Origin of the sequence: Streptomyces sp. H27-C3, assembly GCF_030063415.1 — a bacterium.
Taxonomy (GTDB): domain Bacteria; phylum Actinomycetota; class Actinomycetes; order Streptomycetales; family Streptomycetaceae; genus Streptomyces.
The window spans coordinates 62,538-76,373 of sequence record NZ_JASITA010000013.1 but is presented as its reverse complement, the minus strand read 5'-3'; the positions used below and the strand labels follow the sequence as shown (position 1 = coordinate 76,373).

The 13,836-nt window shown below is 71.2% G+C and carries 13 protein-coding genes and 1 tRNA gene; 6 read left to right on the top strand and 8 right to left on the bottom strand.

The features are described 5' to 3' along the window. Positions 1-16: 16 nt before the first annotated feature. Positions 17-676: an O-methyltransferase gene (locus QMK30_RS15105; RefSeq protein WP_283518396.1), complete on the top strand. Its 660-nt coding sequence runs from the start codon at positions 17-19 to the stop codon at positions 674-676. 98 nt (positions 677-774) lie between these two features. Here QMK30_RS15105 and QMK30_RS15100 read toward each other — a convergent pair whose 3' ends face one another. From QMK30_RS15100 to QMK30_RS15090, 3 genes are all read right to left on the bottom strand, one after another. Beyond that, positions 775-993 carry an FmdB family zinc ribbon protein gene (locus QMK30_RS15100; RefSeq protein ID WP_283518395.1) on the bottom strand — a complete coding sequence of 73 codons (219 nt, stop codon included), beginning with the start codon at positions 991-993 and terminating at the stop codon, positions 775-777. 396 nt (positions 994-1,389) lie between these two features. After that, positions 1,390-2,766: a coiled-coil domain-containing protein gene (locus QMK30_RS15095; protein ID WP_283518393.1), complete on the bottom strand. Its 1,377-nt coding sequence runs from the start codon at positions 2,764-2,766 to the stop codon at positions 1,390-1,392. Between the two features lie 73 nt (positions 2,767-2,839). Next, entirely contained in the window at positions 2,840-3,598 is a 759-nt protein-coding gene (locus QMK30_RS15090) for a DUF4097 family beta strand repeat-containing protein (protein WP_283518391.1), read from the bottom strand. Positions 3,599-3,802: 204 nt separating this feature from the next. Here QMK30_RS15090 and QMK30_RS15085 point away from each other — a divergent pair. After that, positions 3,803-3,874: transfer RNA gene (locus QMK30_RS15085), tRNA-Val, on the top strand. Positions 3,875-4,409: 535 nt separating this feature from the next. After that, positions 4,410-4,736, top strand: coding sequence for a 2'-5' RNA ligase family protein (locus QMK30_RS38465; protein ID WP_349362074.1), 327 nt, complete (start codon positions 4,410-4,412; stop codon positions 4,734-4,736). A gap of 1,167 nt (positions 4,737-5,903) precedes the next feature. On the opposite strand, the gene QMK30_RS15070 is transcribed toward QMK30_RS38465, so the two are convergent. Both QMK30_RS15070 and QMK30_RS15065 read right to left on the bottom strand, forming a co-directional pair. Beyond that, positions 5,904-6,383, bottom strand: a complete 480-nt coding sequence (locus tag QMK30_RS15070) for a carboxymuconolactone decarboxylase family protein (RefSeq protein ID WP_283518390.1) — start codon at positions 6,381-6,383, stop codon at positions 5,904-5,906. After that, entirely contained in the window at positions 6,380-7,459 is a 1,080-nt protein-coding gene (locus tag QMK30_RS15065; protein WP_283518388.1) for an NAD(P)H-dependent amine dehydrogenase family protein, read from the bottom strand. Before QMK30_RS15065 ends, QMK30_RS15070 begins: the two co-directional genes overlap by 4 nt. A gap of 239 nt (positions 7,460-7,698) precedes the next feature. Here QMK30_RS15065 and QMK30_RS15060 point away from each other — a divergent pair, with 239 nt between their 5' ends. After that, positions 7,699-8,199, top strand: a complete 501-nt coding sequence (locus QMK30_RS15060) for a hypothetical protein (RefSeq protein WP_502963145.1) — start codon at positions 7,699-7,701, stop codon at positions 8,197-8,199. 105 nt (positions 8,200-8,304) lie between these two features. Continuing rightward, positions 8,305-8,532, top strand: coding sequence for a DUF2277 domain-containing protein (locus tag QMK30_RS15055; RefSeq protein WP_283518387.1), 228 nt, complete (start codon positions 8,305-8,307; stop codon positions 8,530-8,532). Positions 8,533-8,550: 18 nt separating this feature from the next. On the opposite strand, the gene QMK30_RS15050 is transcribed toward QMK30_RS15055, so the two are convergent. Further along, a complete protein-coding gene (locus QMK30_RS15050; RefSeq protein WP_283518385.1) occupies positions 8,551-9,204 on the bottom strand; it encodes a DedA family protein in 654 nt (217 codons plus the stop codon). Positions 9,205-9,414: 210 nt separating this feature from the next. On the opposite strand from QMK30_RS15050, the gene QMK30_RS15045 reads away from it, so the two are divergent. Beyond that, entirely contained in the window at positions 9,415-9,954 is a 540-nt protein-coding gene (locus QMK30_RS15045) for a superoxide dismutase family protein (protein WP_283518383.1), read from the top strand. Here the strand turns inward: QMK30_RS15045 and QMK30_RS15040 are convergent. Then, positions 9,920-11,860, bottom strand: a complete 1,941-nt coding sequence (locus tag QMK30_RS15040; RefSeq protein ID WP_283518381.1) for an FAD/NAD(P)-binding protein — start codon at positions 11,858-11,860, stop codon at positions 9,920-9,922. The two genes, QMK30_RS15045 and QMK30_RS15040, sit on opposite strands and share 35 nt — an antisense overlap. Positions 11,861-12,026: 166 nt before the next feature. After that, entirely contained in the window at positions 12,027-13,691 is a 1,665-nt protein-coding gene (locus tag QMK30_RS15035; RefSeq protein ID WP_283518380.1) for an alkaline phosphatase D family protein, read from the bottom strand. Positions 13,692-13,836 lie beyond the last annotated feature (145 nt).

Genomic DNA, 13,836 nt, shown 5'->3' with positions numbered 1-13,836 from the left:
CCTGACAGGGAGCTCAATGAGCAAGGGGAACAGCACCAGGATCACCGATGAGGTGCACGACTACATCCTGGCGCACAACGCGCCGCTGGACGCCGTGCAGCGCGAGCTCGTCGAGACCACGTACGCGCGGCTGCCCGACCAGGCGGTCATGCAGTCCGCCGAGGAGCAGGGACCGCTGCTCGCCTTCCTGGTCAGGCTGATCGGCGCACGGCACATCGTTGAGGTCGGCACCTTCACGGGATTCTCCGCGCTGGCGATGGCCCAGGCGCTGCCCGAGGACGGCAGCCTGATCGCGTGCGACATCTCGGAGGAGTGGACGGCGTACGGGCGCGAGGCTTGGGCGAAGGCGGGTGTGGCCGACCGCGTGGAGCTGCGGATCGGCTCCGCCCTGGACACCCTGCGCGCCATGCCCGCGGAGCCGCACATCGACTTCGCCTACCTCGACGCGGACAAGGCCAATTACGTCCCGTACTGGGAAGAGCTGGTGCCCAGGATGCGGCAGGGCGGGGTGATCGCGGCCGACAACGTGCTCTACGGAGGTGGTGTCGTCGACCCGGGTGCGACGGGGGGCGCGGCGGCGATCAGGGAGTTCAACGACCGGGTATCGGCCGACGAGCGCATGGAGAGCGTGATGCTCCCCGTCGCGGACGGCCTGACGCTGTCGCGCAAGCGCTGAGCGCCGAGTCGCCGCCGCGTCAGGTCCTGTGAGCCGAGCTGTCGGACGACCGGCCGGAGGGCGCCGGCCGTCCGGTGGGGCCCGGCAGGTGACGGGGTCTAGCCGCAGCACCCGCCGCCGCAGCAGCCACCTCCACCCCCGCCCGAGGGCGCGGGACCGCCGGACTGGGCCGTACCGCCCACGGCAACGGCGGACAGCAGCTTGACGGTGTCGTCGTGCCCGTCCGGGCAGGCGGCGGGCGCGGAGGATTCGGCCATGGGCCGGTCCAGCTCAAAGGAGGTGCCGCAGGAGCGGCAGCGGTACTCGTAGCGAGGCATGCGCACAGGCTACTGAGTCGACGGCACGAGCAGGAGCCGGCCACCTGGGTCCCGGGTGCGGGTGCCCTGGATCCCGGGGGTGGTGGCCAGGCGGCGGCGGACGTGCGGGCCGGGTCAAGGGGCGGATGTGCGTGCGCCCGTACGGGGTCGGGCGGGAGCACGCGTGCCCATGGCGGTCCAGAGGCGCCCGTACGGGTCGGGCGTGCGTTGGTGGAGGTGTGCCCGGGGCGGCCTCGGCGGACGCGTGCCCGTGCCGGGCCAGAGGTGAGCTTACGTGTGCCCGGTGGTGTGTCCGTGCCGGGTCGGGAGGCCGACGTACGTAGGCCCGTGGTGCGTCAGGGCGCGGGCGCACGGGTGCCGGGTGCAGGTGGCCGACGTACGTACGACCCTGCCGGGTCAGGCGCCGCCTCCCAGCTCCTCGCGGATCAGCTCGACCACCCGCGCCACCGTCCGGCGTACCGCCTCCGTCTCGGTGAGGAAGTGCCAGTAGTCGGGGTGGCGGCCCTCCAGGCTCGCGACGGCCCGGTCCAGCCGGGCCACCGAGTCGTCCAGCGGGCGGGCGTGCCGGGGGTCGGGCGTATTGCGCCCGGCCATCGCCAGCCGCTGCGCGTCCCTGATCGCGAACCGGGTCCGCTCGATCTCCTGCTGCGGGTCCTTGGACACGGCATTGAGCCGCTGCAGCCGGTCACCGGCGGCCGACACGGCCTCGTCGGTGGAGTTGAGCAGGGCCCTGACCGTGCTGAGCAGCGCGGTCGCATCCGGCCAGCGCTGTTCCTCGCGTGCCTTCGCCGCCTCTTTGATCTTCTCCTCGGCCTGCCGGACCGTGGACTCCGTCTGCGCGGGAACGGCTTGCAGGTCCTGCCAGCACGCCGCCGTGAACCGGCGCCGCAGCTCGCTCAGGATCGGCTCGACCTTGCCCGCCCGGGTCGTCAGCGCCTGCGCCCGGGTCCGCAGTGACACCAGCCGCCGGTCGATGTCGGCGGCCCGCTCCGGCAGCCGCTCGGCCTCGGCCCGCACGGCCTCCGCGTCGCGCAACACCTGGTCGGCGCGTTGCAGCGTCTCGGCTACGCCGTGCCGGCCGGCTCCCTGGTTCAGCTTGGTCAGCTCGGGTGCGAGGGCCGCGAGCCGCGAGGCAAGATCATCGGCTTTGAGCCCGGACGTACGTACCGCGTCGAGCGCGTTACTGGCGGCCAGCAGCGTTTGCCGGGCCCGCTCCACGGCGGGCGCGAGCCGGGCGAGCTGCGTCTCCGCGGTGTCGAGCAGCGGCCCAAGACCCTGCCCGAACCGGTCGAGCTCGCCCTTGACCCGTACGAGCTCGTCCTTGGCCTTGCTCAGCTCGCCGCGCGCCTTGGCGGCGGTCGGTGCGTCCAGGTCGTCGCGGTCGAGGTCGTGCGCGTCGACCGCGGTGATGTAGACGTGGCTGGCCTCGTCGATACGCCGTCCGAGCGCCGCGAAGTCCTCCGCGGCCTTGCGGGCGGCCGGTGAGCTGTCCACCGCGGTGATTGTCTCGATGGAGATCCGCAGATCGCGCTGGGCCGTGTCCAGCTCGTAGAAGGCCGCGGCTGCCGCGTCCTTCGCGGCCTGCGCGTCGGCCCGCACACCCTCACCGCGCCCGCCGAACCAACGTCTCGTACCGCCGCCCGCGAAGGCGAGGGGAAGCGCGGCGATCAGCGGTACGGGCAGGAGCACGAGCGCGAGAACGTCCCGGACGGCACCCGCTTTCGTACGGCGGCGTACTCGCTGCGTGTACGGCTGCGCGTGTGTCGCCGTCACATCCCTCTCCCGTGCTGTGTCCGCCCTGCCCAGTTACAGTCTCCCACCAGGTAAGGACGAACACACGGGCCCGTTAGTTCGCACTTCGCAAGGTGACTTCCCCATTGTCGCTGCGGGCCTTCACCACATGCGTGCTGTTGTCGTCCCGCGGGACGTTCACATTGACGTCCCCGTTGTCGCTGCTGGTCGTCACGTTGTACCCCGTCCTGGGCAGGTCGATGACGATCTCGCCGTTGTCGCTGACGGTCTCCACCAGGTCCGGCACGGCGCTGAAGCTCAGCCGCACCGCGCCGTTCTCGGAGTCCGCGGTCACTTTCTTGGCCGAGATCCCCTCCGCGACGACCCGGCCGTTGTCGCTGTCCAGGTCGAGTGCGCCACTGGAGTCCTCGACCCGCACTTCCCCGTTGGAGGACCGCACCTTCAGCGCGGTGTCGAACCCGGTCGCCTTGACGCTCCCGTTGTCGCTCAGGACGGTCACGGCGACGCCGCGCGGCACCTTGATCCGATGCCAGGAGTCGCAGTCACTGGCGAGCGCGTCGCACTTCTGCCGAAGGACGAGCTTCCCGTCTTTCAACTTCCAGCTGTTCTCGGGCCCCTCCCCGAGGAACACCCACCCGTCGGCGCGCCGGGTGACCTCCACGTCCTTCACGTCGGCGGGCACCAGTTCCAGGGCGGAGTTGTCGGTGTCGACAGTCAGGGTGTTCCCGCTGAAGGGGAACGACCGGTTCTCGGCGGGCGCGTCCTTGGCGTCGTCACCGCCGCAGCCGCTGAGGGCGACCAGGGCAACGACGACTCCGCCGACGGCGGTGAGAGTACGAGTACGGAGTGCCACGGTGACTGATCCCCCAGTTAGTTCCTGCTGACAGGACTCCACGGTACGAAGCCGGAGCCCCCCCCGGGACGATGCGGGGCGCCACCGGATCGGGGGTGGGGTTATCCCCCCGACGCCCCGCCACCGGCCGGCTCCGGCCCGCTCGGGCGGCCAACAGGTTTGCGATGTCGCCCCGTGAGCCATGTAATCTGTTCACTCATCCACGGGTGCGTAGCTCAGGGGTAGAGCGTCGCTCTTACAAAGCGAATGTCGGCGGTTCGAAACCGTCCGCGCCCACCGAGGATAAAGCGCAAGTCGGAGCGGATGCTGGGCCCCTCAGTCGATCATGACTGAGGGGCCTTCCTGTGATCAAAGTCCACATAGAGTCCACATCCGACAGAGTGCGGGAGTACTGGTAGGTGAGGACGCCTCAGCCGCCGGTGACGGCGGCCCCGGTGAACGGCAGGCCGAGCCGCAGCGCTGAGGCGCGCCCTGCCCTCTCGTCCGGGGCGGCTCGGGCTGATTGGATCTCGGGCCATGACGACTGGACCCGAGCACATGCGTGATCACTGATGGTGGCGGCCCGGCTGGAATGTTGGCCGCCGCCTCTACACCTGGCACCTGACGTTCGACGAGCAGCCAGAGGTCCACCGGCTCGCAGAGCGGTACCGCACTGCTCTCGCGCCGGTCGGCGGGCTCGACTTGATCCCCGATCGGTGGTTGCACCTCACCATGCAAGGTGTCGGGTTCGTCGGCGACGTCGACGGCCGGAGCCTGAGGGCGATCGTCGAAGCAGCTACGCAACGGCTCGCGGAGATAGCCGGCCTTCGGCGTGACGCTCCGGGAGCCGATCGTCGACCCCGAGGCCGTCCTCGTCCCCGTGGAGCCCGCAGCCCCGGTGCGTGCGGTCCGCGAGGCGATCAGGGCAGCGATCGGCGACGTGCTGCCCGAAGTGCCGGAGTGTGCAGAGGGATTCACTCCGCACGTGTCCATCGGATATAGCAACGCCGACGGTCCCATCGCGCCGTTCTCTGCGGCTCTTGGAGCCGTGGACGTCGCGTCGGCCTCGGCTCGGATCACCCAGGCCGAACTCATCGTTCTTCACCGCGACAACCGCGTGTACGAGTGGACCTCCTACGCGGCGGTGCCCCTCGGCTGACCCCGGCCCCCGGGCAGGGGCTGCGGGCATCTGTACCTGTGCCCCACTCAGTTCAGCGCAATCCGCTGGCAGGGGCCACAAGACGGCTGAGACGGCCCGCGCAGTCGCGCCGTAGGGTGCAAAGCCTCACAGGGGGTGGGATGGCTCCTCTCGCGATTACGTGGACGCTGTGGTATCACGGCTGGGCGTTTCTGCGTGTGGCCGACGCTCAAGGTGAGTCGCAGGTCGTCGCCTCCTACGTCACCGATGGTCCCGAGCAGTTCTTGTACGCGATCTTCAGACTCGTGGAGGGCGATCGGGACACCCTGGCCGAGTGGAGGGGGAGCCTAAGATCTACCGGTGGTTCTTCCACCGGGATGGGGCTGACGTCGACATCCGTCTCCTGGAGGCCGCCGACAGCCGGGCGCCCGTCGACTCCGGGACTGCGCTGTAGTCGGGGCGCCACACCGTCACGGCACTGGCGCGGTCGGCCGTGCGCGCTTTCGATCAGGTCGCCCATGATCTGAGGGACGAGGGCTACGCGTCCCAGCGCGGCCGTCCGTTCCCCCGGCTTGAACTCGAAGCTCCGCGGGCCGCCATGCGGGCGCACATCACGGATGCGCGGAAGTTCTGAAGTCTGCTGCTGATAAAGGCTGTTGCGGACCGTGCATGGCGTTTCCCGGAGCATGCCAGGTCGGCGCCGCCGGCAGTGCCCCCAGCCTCCCCCCGTCGAGATCGACTGAGAGGTTATCGCGCTCAGAGTCAATAGAGCGGGCGCAAGTTACTTCGAGGTATGTAGTGACTTCATAGGCGAGCGGCAGTAGAACCTGTTCTCATTCCTTCGAGAGTGAGGAACGTCACATGAGTGATCCCGTCAGGCGTGGTACTGGCTTCGAGGGTGTATCACGCCGCAGATTCATCGCTGGAACAGGTTCTATTCTGGGGGTCGCAGCCCTCGCCGGGCAAGTAGGCGCCCATCAGGCCATGGCGGCCTCCGTCGCCGCCCCGATCGGCAACGGTGCCCAAGTCCCGGTCCTGGTGATCGGCACCGGATACGGCGGCTCGGTCGCGCCCGCACCACCACCCGCACTCGTGCCGGTACGTGGATCCGCACCCGCGTCACCGCCCGCCCCCGCGCCCGTACCCGACGCCGGGGCCGGCCGGTTCGCCGAGCGGCCCCGGACCGTCTCAGTGCCCGGGCAGTACGCACACCGCGTCGAGGCCCAGCACATGGTTGAGCCGGCCGAACGCCAGCCAGGAGCCGATGCTCATGCTCAGCTCCACGATCTCGACCTGGCTGTAGTGCGCGGTCATCCGGGTCCAGAAGTCCTCGTCGATGGCGTGGTGATCCACTGCGTATCGCTCGGCGTACTCGGCGGCCAGCCTGGACCGGTCGTCGAACGCGTCCGTGGTGCGCCACTGCGTCACCGCCTCGGGGAACTCGTCCTCGACCTTCTCGCCGTCCCGGTCGGTCCGCCAGTCGAGGCAGAAGAGGCACCCGTTGATCTGCGCGATCCGCAACCGCGCGGCCTCGAACTCGCGCAGCCCCAGGGTCGTATGGGCGTACACCGACAGGGAGAAGTTCGCGGCCGCCATGCCGATGCCGGGGACCATGTCGCCCCACACATATCCGATCGGCTCCTGGCCCTCGGGGATGTCGATCCTCATCGTTTGCTCCTTCCGAACTTGCCCACTGCGGGGCGCAGCGGCACGTCGAGCGCGTCGTAAAGTCCGGGTTCCGCGTCCACGAGCCAGTCGACGGCGCTCACCAACCGGCCCACGGCCGTGGCGTTTCCGCCCGCCGACCGGTTGTCGCCCTCGTCGGTGGCCTCGATCGTGACCTCGATGCGCGGGCGGCCCTCGATGACCACCCGGTGTGCTCCCGCGCCGTCGGGCGGCGTCGGCCAGTCCGGTGCGCAGGACGGGTGGATGCGGGTGACGTGCTCGATGACGATGCGTGGCTCGCCCTCGACGATGCCCTGCACCTCGAACCGCACCGCGCCCTGAGTGCCGGCCTCGAACTCGCCCATCGTCCTGGTGGTCACGGTGGAATCGAGGGCGCGGCGGTCCAAGGTCTCGCGTATGTCGCCGAGTTCGACGCCGAGGGCCCTGGCCATCAGACGTATCTGCCCGCCCCACACCATCGTCGGGACGGTCGGCGCGAGCATCAGCGGCTCGTAGTCCATCGGCTGGCCCATGCCGACCAGGTGGCGGACGGAGTCGGGCTGGTCGTACGTGGAGTAGTCGAAGATCTCCTGGCAGCGGATCACGTCGACGGTGGTGCCGAGTCCGCTGATGAGCAGCGGCAGTACATCGTTTCCCCAGCCGGGGTCGACGCCGGAGACGAACAGCGAGCCGCCGCCGTCCGCGATGGCGGCCAGTATCGGATCGCGCATCTCCGGCGGGGCGTTGCGCTGGTCGTAGAGCGCGTACAGCGCGGGAGTGACGACCACAGCTCCGGTCCGGATCGCGCTGACGATGTCGGCGAGGGCGTCGTCGGGGCGGATGTCGCCGGACGCGGCGTACACCACGGCTTGGGGACCGGCGGCCAGGACCGCCTCGATGTCGTCGGTCGCAGTGACCCCCAGTTCGTATCCGAGCCCACCGAGGTCGCCCGCGTCACGACCGACCTTCTCCGGGTTGTTGACGAGCACGTTCGCGAGCTTCAGGGCCGGATGGGCTTCGACGGCACGGATGGCCGCACGGCCGACATTTCCGGTTCCCCAGACAACCGTGGAAATCATGCGGCGGAGGGTAGCGCGGGGGTCCAACGGTTCCCAGGCATGTGACCACAGCGATCGGCGGGTTGGTTCGATCCCGACCCCGATCAGGATCCCGCTCCCGGTGCGGGGCGGAGCCCTCGGCCCGTGGTTCTCGACCCGCTGTTCGTGGCCCACTCCTCGTGATTCCGGCCCGGCGCGGAGTTGGTGTGTACCTGACGCTAGAGTGCGGTGTTTGTGCCGGATGGCGGAGGGGGATTCGCATGAGCGGGCAACTGACGGACAAGGCATACGAGTTGGGCGGGATGCTGTGGCGTGAGCACACGGTGTACCGGGATCGCTCCGGGGGTGTGGTCATACGGGGCGAGCACGTCCAGCGCTGGATCAGCCTGGCCCCCGCGGGCGGCCGGGGCGAGATCCTCGTACGGGCGGGCCGCATCCTCGACGGCGGTACCACCGCGCCGGCCCGCTCGGAGGTGATCGTGCCCCTCGCCGCCGGGACGGGGGAACTGGCCGCGGCCTGCCGCCGTCTGCTCGCCGAGACCGCCGCCGCCGATACGTCACGCGCGTCGGGGCGGGCGCGTTCCGGCGGAGCCGATGGCGCGGACGACACCGGCCGCTCCCGCCGCTTCGGCCGGTCCCGGCGCCCCCGAAAGGCCCGGCGCAGCGGACGCCACACGGGCTTCGGTTCCTGGGTGGCCCTCGTATGCGTGGTCGCGGTCATCGCCCTGTACGTCTACAGCACACCGGCGATCTACCGGTAAGCGGCTCGGACGGTGGCGCCGGAGTGAGTGCCCCCGCTGCGCGTCCGCCCCGAGGCCGGACCGCGTCGTGACTGTTTCCAGGACGGTTCGGCGTATCGTCGGATTATGTGCCGCAGCATCAAAACACTCCGACCGCCCGTCCTGCCGGAGGAGGCCACCGACGAGGAAATCGCCGCGGCTGCCCTGCAGTACGTACGTAAAGTCTCCGGATTCCGCGCCCCGGCGGCCCACAACCGCGAGGTGTTCGAGCAGGCCGCCGCCGAGGTGACTGAGGCGACCAGGAAGCTGCTCGCCGGGATCGAAGTGCGTGGGGCCGCCGCCCGCAAGGCGTAGCGAGGGGCCCAGAGGTGGTTACGGCGCCGCCGGAGCCGGGGCGGGCGTGTGCGCCGGGCGGCGTACCACCAGGGCCGCCAGGGCGCCCGCGCCGAACAGGGCGAGTACCGAGACCGCCACGCCCAGCCAGGTCGCGCCCAGCCACTGCCCGCCGAAATAGCCCAGGCCCACGCCGTAGCCCGCCCAGGCCAGGGCCGCCAGCGCCGACCAGGGCAGGAACTCCTTCACCTTGCGGTGTGCCGCTCCGGCGCCCAGCGAGACGACCGAGCGGCCGGCCGGGGCGAAGCGGGCGACCACGACCAGGGCGCCGCCGCCGCGGGCCAGCGCCGCGCCGAGACGTTCCTGCGCGGTGGTCAGGCGGCGTGACCGGGCGATCGCCCGGTCCAGGCGCGCGCCCCCGCGCCACGCCAGCCGGTACGCGGCGTAGTCGCCGAGCACGGAGGCCGCGGTCGCGCATGCCATCAGGATCAGGATGTCGGGCACCCGCGTGGCCACCTGGCCCGTGGCGCTCGCGACGGTCGCCGTGGTGGACCCGGCCGCCGCGGCGGTGGCGGCCGTGATCACCAGTACTCCGCTGGGAAGCACCGGCACAAAGACGTCCAGGACGACGGAGAGCGCCACGACCGCGTAGATCCATGGGCTGCCGGTCAGCGCCCCCACACTTTCGAACAACGTGACTCCCCGATTCGTCAGCAACGCCGCGACGTCGCAGGGGAGCGGCAGGAGCGGCTTTACAGCCCTTCAGCGTACGCCTGTGCTCTCAGTGGTCGACGGCCAGGTCATGTTCACCCGACTGCCCTCCTGGACGCGGCGTCGGCCGCGCGACGCGCGGAAGCTGGGTCCCGTACGGACTGAAAGGGGGCGAGCGCGAGGAGCGGGCGGATGGTGCCGGGAAGAGTGGCCGGTGCGGCTATAGCGGCGCTGGTGGCGAGCAGTGCGGGTGTCGGCGGTGGCGCCGGTGAGTGCTTCCGGATGCGGGCCGAAGGGCGGTTCGCGCCGCCGAGCGCGCTGGTCCCTTCCGACGCCGTGACGTACGACATGGATCTTGTGCCGGCCGCAGCGTTCATCGAGGTCGAACAGAAGTCGGACGCGAACGGCACGCGCGTGCGCGTACGCGTGCGGGACGTCCAGCCCGGCCACGCGTACGGCGCGCACGTGCACACCGCTCCGTGCGGCCCCCGCCCCGAGGACGCGGGCCCGCGCTACCAGCACGTTCTCGACCCGGACCGGGTCGATCCGGCGAACGAGGTGTGGCTCGACTTCACCGCCGACGCGCGCGGCGAAGGCACGGCGAGCGCCCATCACGGCTGGGGATTCCGGCCCGGCGAGGCGCGTTCGGTGGTCGTCCACGGGGCCCCGGGCGGTGCGGGCGAGCGCGTGGCCTGCTTCAGTGTGCCGTTCGGTCCGCAGCCGCGGGGCTGACGGAGCCCACGGGGTTGACGGAGCTCAGGAGCGCCCTGGTGCGTACCGTGGTGGCCGCCCGCAGCGCGGCCCGCGCCACCGCGTCCGCGTCCGCCAGTGTCACCGAGTCGACCCCGGGCCTGGCGCCCGCCGCCGTCACCCAGTGCACGCCCTCCGTGGGCACTCCGAACGCGAACCGCGCGGGGTGCGCCTGCCCCTGGCTGTCGATCAGGCGGTACGGGCGGCGGGTCACGTCGAGGCCGCCCGTCTCGTATCCGTCGAGCGTGTGCGGGCGGCACTGGCCGGTCCTGAGCAGCCGCGCCAGCAGCGCGTCGGCGGTGGAACGCAGGTCGGGCTCCGGCAACCGCGCCTCGACGAGTACCGAGGTCCGGATCTCGGATCCCGGGACGTCGCGGGAGGACGCGACGAAGGCCCCGCCCTGCGTGCGCACGGTCGTCCGCGGGCCGATCACATCGAGTACGCCCGCCTCGATCAGGGCCGTCATCTCCTCGATCCTGCGGCGCGGCGGCCCGATGGAGAGGAAAGCGTTGAGCGGCGTGTACCAGCGGTCGAGGTGATCGCGCCGGGAGGCGCCGGGCAGTCCGGCGTGGTCGACGATCTGGCGCAGCTCGTTGCGCAGGTCGCGCAGGACGTCCAGGGCCGCCTTGCGCGGACCCGCCACATTGCCGAGCGCCGCGTGCGCCGCGTCCCGCCGCAGGTGGTGCAGGAGCCAGCCGCGGTGGTCGGCCGGGTCGTGGAAGGTGCGGCCGGTGTACGGGCGGGCGATCAGGTCCCAACACCAGCGCTCGTGCGCCGGTATCCCGAACTCGCCCAGTACGTCGGCCTCCTGGCCGCTGCGGTGCGGCGCGGCCAGGAAGCGAGCCCGGAAGCCCGAATTCCCGGCAATACCCCCGTCGCCCGAAGGCTGCGTCTCCCCGAGCAGCGTCTCGTAGAAGACCGTTTCCACCTCCTTGGCGACCAACGGCCATATCTCGCCGCGGAAGTCCGGCGGATCGCCCGCGTCCGCCCGGACCCGGAAGGCCGCTATCGCCGCCGGGGTGAGGAGCTGCGGCTCGTGCCGGCCGTACGGGCCCTTCGCGTTGTCGCCGCGCGCCTGGTGCGGCACCCCGCGCCGTGACCCCGCGTACAGGCGGGGTTCGCGGCCGCTGGGACGGTAGTCGAGGCTGCCGTCGGCGCGGCGGGTGAAGGTGCCGCCCCGGCCGGCCGTCAACAGCGCCATGTGGTCGAAGAAGTTGAGGCCCAGGCCGCGCAGCAGGACCGGTTCGCCCGGTGCGATGGCCGACAGGTCGAGGTCGGCGGGGTTGGCGGGCGGCAGATGACGCAGGCCGTGCCGGGCGGCGTATGCCGTGAGGGCGGCCTGAGAGGTGTCCGGGAACACCGGCAGGTGCCCCTGGGCGAGGACCACCGCGCTGAGACCGGTGAGCGTGACACCGTTGTCGAGAGTCAGGATCTGGGTCGCGTCGGAGGCGTCCTGGAGGCCGACGGCCCGTGCCGGGTGCACTCGCACCGTCACCGTTCCGGGTGCGGCGCGCACCACCCGGCCGAAGACCCACTCCAAGTAGCGGCCGTAGCAGGCGCGCGTCGGATAGTCGTCGGGGCCGAGCGTCTCGTCGCCGCGGTCGGCGGCCCACTCGTACAGGCTCGGCCCCGGACGGACCGGGCCCGCGCAGACGACGCTCTCGTCGGTGAAGAGGGTGACCTGCGAGGCGACGGTGTTCATCAGCAGGTCGGCCGGCTGTCCGGTCCGCCAGACCCTGCCGGGGCCGGGCGGCGCGGGGTCCACGACATGGACCGTCAGCAGTGCGTCCGGCGCGAGCGCGGGCACGGAGGCGCAGAGCCGTTCGAGCACGCTGGTGCCCCGGGGGCCGGCGCCGACGACAGCGAGGGCGTGATGCGCTGCGGACAAACCGGTGACTCCCGGGGCGTTGAGGCATGAGGACTACTGGAAGCTGAGGGTCCGGTTCATCATGCGGGGGGAGCACCGGAAGTCGTAATCATCCTGACGATGATCCCCCTCCGCTGTGGGAAGGATCACGGCAGTAAATCAACACTTCGCAGTACTTCTCAATACTTCATTCTGATTCGGTCAAATTCCTCTCCAGTACGGTCGCGAGCCGAACACCGCCACCTCGTTTGGCGCGCGCCTGATCCAGCTGCAGCGTCGAAGCCCGCCCGCGCAGCGTCAGCGTCATCAACTGGTTCCCGAACCACGGCCCGGATGTCTTGCGCCACTTGATCTGCGGCTCGGCCACCCGCCCGTGCCGCGCCAGGAAGCGGCCCAGGCGCCGGCCTGACCTGCTCCAGCCGAAGCGGAAGCCCATCCGTACGGAACGGGGGATGCCGTTGTGCACGGGGGAGCAGGTCAGTTGCAGCACATGCGCGTCTGGACCGCCCGTGTGCCACCGGGGCTCCGCGATGTAGGCGTGGTGCACGTCCCCGGACAGCACGCACACCGTCGCCGGGGCGTCGGGCCCCGACCCCGCCTCCGCGATCAGCGTCGCGAGCCGCTCGAAGGAATCCGGGAAGGCCGCCCAGTGCTCCAGATCCGCCCGCCTGCGCAGATCCTCACCGAAGCGCGCCCAGCGCTCGCCCCGCTCGCCCCGGCACAGCGCGGCGTTCCAGCTCTCCGCGTCATGGACCAGCGGCGGCAGCAGCCACGGCAGCGAGGTCCCGATCAGGAGATGGTCGTACGAACCCGGGTCCTCCAGCGCCTGGTCGCGGACCCACTGCTCCTCCCCGGCGTCGAGCATCGCGCGCCGCTGCTCCTCCAGGACACGGGCCGCCCTGGTGTCCACCATCAGCAGCCGCACCCGGCCGAAGTCGCGCCGGTAGCTCCAGCGCGTGCCCGCCGGGTCGGCGTCGGCCCGCGCCGCGAACTCCCGCAGCAGGTCCGTCCCGTCGGGCGTCTGCCGTACCGCCGCGAACAGTTCGTCCGCGGCGAGTTCGGTGGGCGAGAGGTTGCCCAGGTGCTGATAGACCCAGTACGACATCAGGCCGCTGACCACCCGCTCCTGCCACCAGGGGGTGTCGCGCATCTCGGCCAGCCAGGGCGCGCTGGTGTTCCAGTCGTCGATCACGTCGTGGTCGTCGAAGATCATGCAGCTGGGGACGGTGGACAGCAGCCAGCGCACCTCGGGGTCCAGCCAGGACTCGTAGTAGAGCCGGGTGTACTCCTCGTAGTCCGCGACCTCCGCCCCCGGCGCCTCGCGCAGATCGCGCCGCGCGGCCAGCCAGCGCCGCGTCGCCTTCGACGTCTCGTCCGCGTACACCTGGTCGCCCAGGAGCAGCAGCACGTCGGGGCGCGCGGCCTTCGGGTCGGCGGCCAGGCTCGCGGCGAGCGTGTCCAGGGCGTCGGCACCCACCGGGTCCTTCTCGCCCGCGGGCGCCGAGGCCCACCGGCAGGAGCCGAAGGCGATCCGCACCGACTGCTCCGATGCCGTGTCCGGCGTGCGGATGATGCTCGGTGGGAAGCGGGAGCCCGTCAGGGGCCAGACGAGGCGCTCGTCGAGCAGCACCTCGTACGCCGTCTCCGCGCCCGGCAGCAGTCCGGTCACGGTCACCAGCGCGTAGTGGTGCCCGGCGATCTGGAACGTACGCGCCGAGCCGCCCGCCCCGGCGTCACCGACGCACCGCACCCGAGCCGTGCAGGGGCGGTCCGTCTCGACCCAGACGGTCGCGGCATCGCCGGTCTCCTGGTCGATGTGCCGCAGCAGTGGTCCCAGGCGCAGCCCGGCCATGTGTGCCCTCCTCCGTCGTGCCCCGGTCGGGCACGCCCCGTACGGTACGGAACGACGGAGGAGGGTGGGGAGGTTCCGCCCGGGAGGTTCTATGAGGTTCCGGGAGATTTCGCGCAGATGTTCCCGGAGGGCCCAGCCGTCCCCG

What these genes read in the sequence shown, in the direction of transcription:
- QMK30_RS15105 (WP_283518396.1), top strand. Translation starts at nt 17, where the DNA reads ATGAGCAAGGGGAACAGCACCAGGATCACCGATGAGGTGCACGACTAC.
- QMK30_RS15100 (WP_283518395.1), bottom strand. Translation starts at nt 993, where the DNA reads ATGCCTCGCTACGAGTACCGCTGCCGCTCCTGCGGCACCTCCTTTGAG.
- QMK30_RS15070 (WP_283518390.1), bottom strand. Translation starts at nt 6,383, where the DNA reads ATGAGGATCGACATCCCCGAGGGCCAGGAGCCGATCGGATATGTGTGG.
- QMK30_RS15065 (WP_283518388.1), bottom strand. Translation starts at nt 7,459, where the DNA reads ATGATTTCCACGGTTGTCTGGGGAACCGGAAATGTCGGCCGTGCGGCC.
- QMK30_RS15060 (WP_502963145.1), top strand. Translation starts at nt 7,699, where the DNA reads ATGAGCGGGCAACTGACGGACAAGGCATACGAGTTGGGCGGGATGCTG.
- QMK30_RS15055 (WP_283518387.1), top strand. Translation starts at nt 8,305, where the DNA reads ATGTGCCGCAGCATCAAAACACTCCGACCGCCCGTCCTGCCGGAGGAG.
- QMK30_RS15045 (WP_283518383.1), top strand. Translation starts at nt 9,415, where the DNA reads ATGGTGCCGGGAAGAGTGGCCGGTGCGGCTATAGCGGCGCTGGTGGCG.
- QMK30_RS15035 (WP_283518380.1), bottom strand. Translation starts at nt 13,691, where the DNA reads ATGGCCGGGCTGCGCCTGGGACCACTGCTGCGGCACATCGACCAGGAG.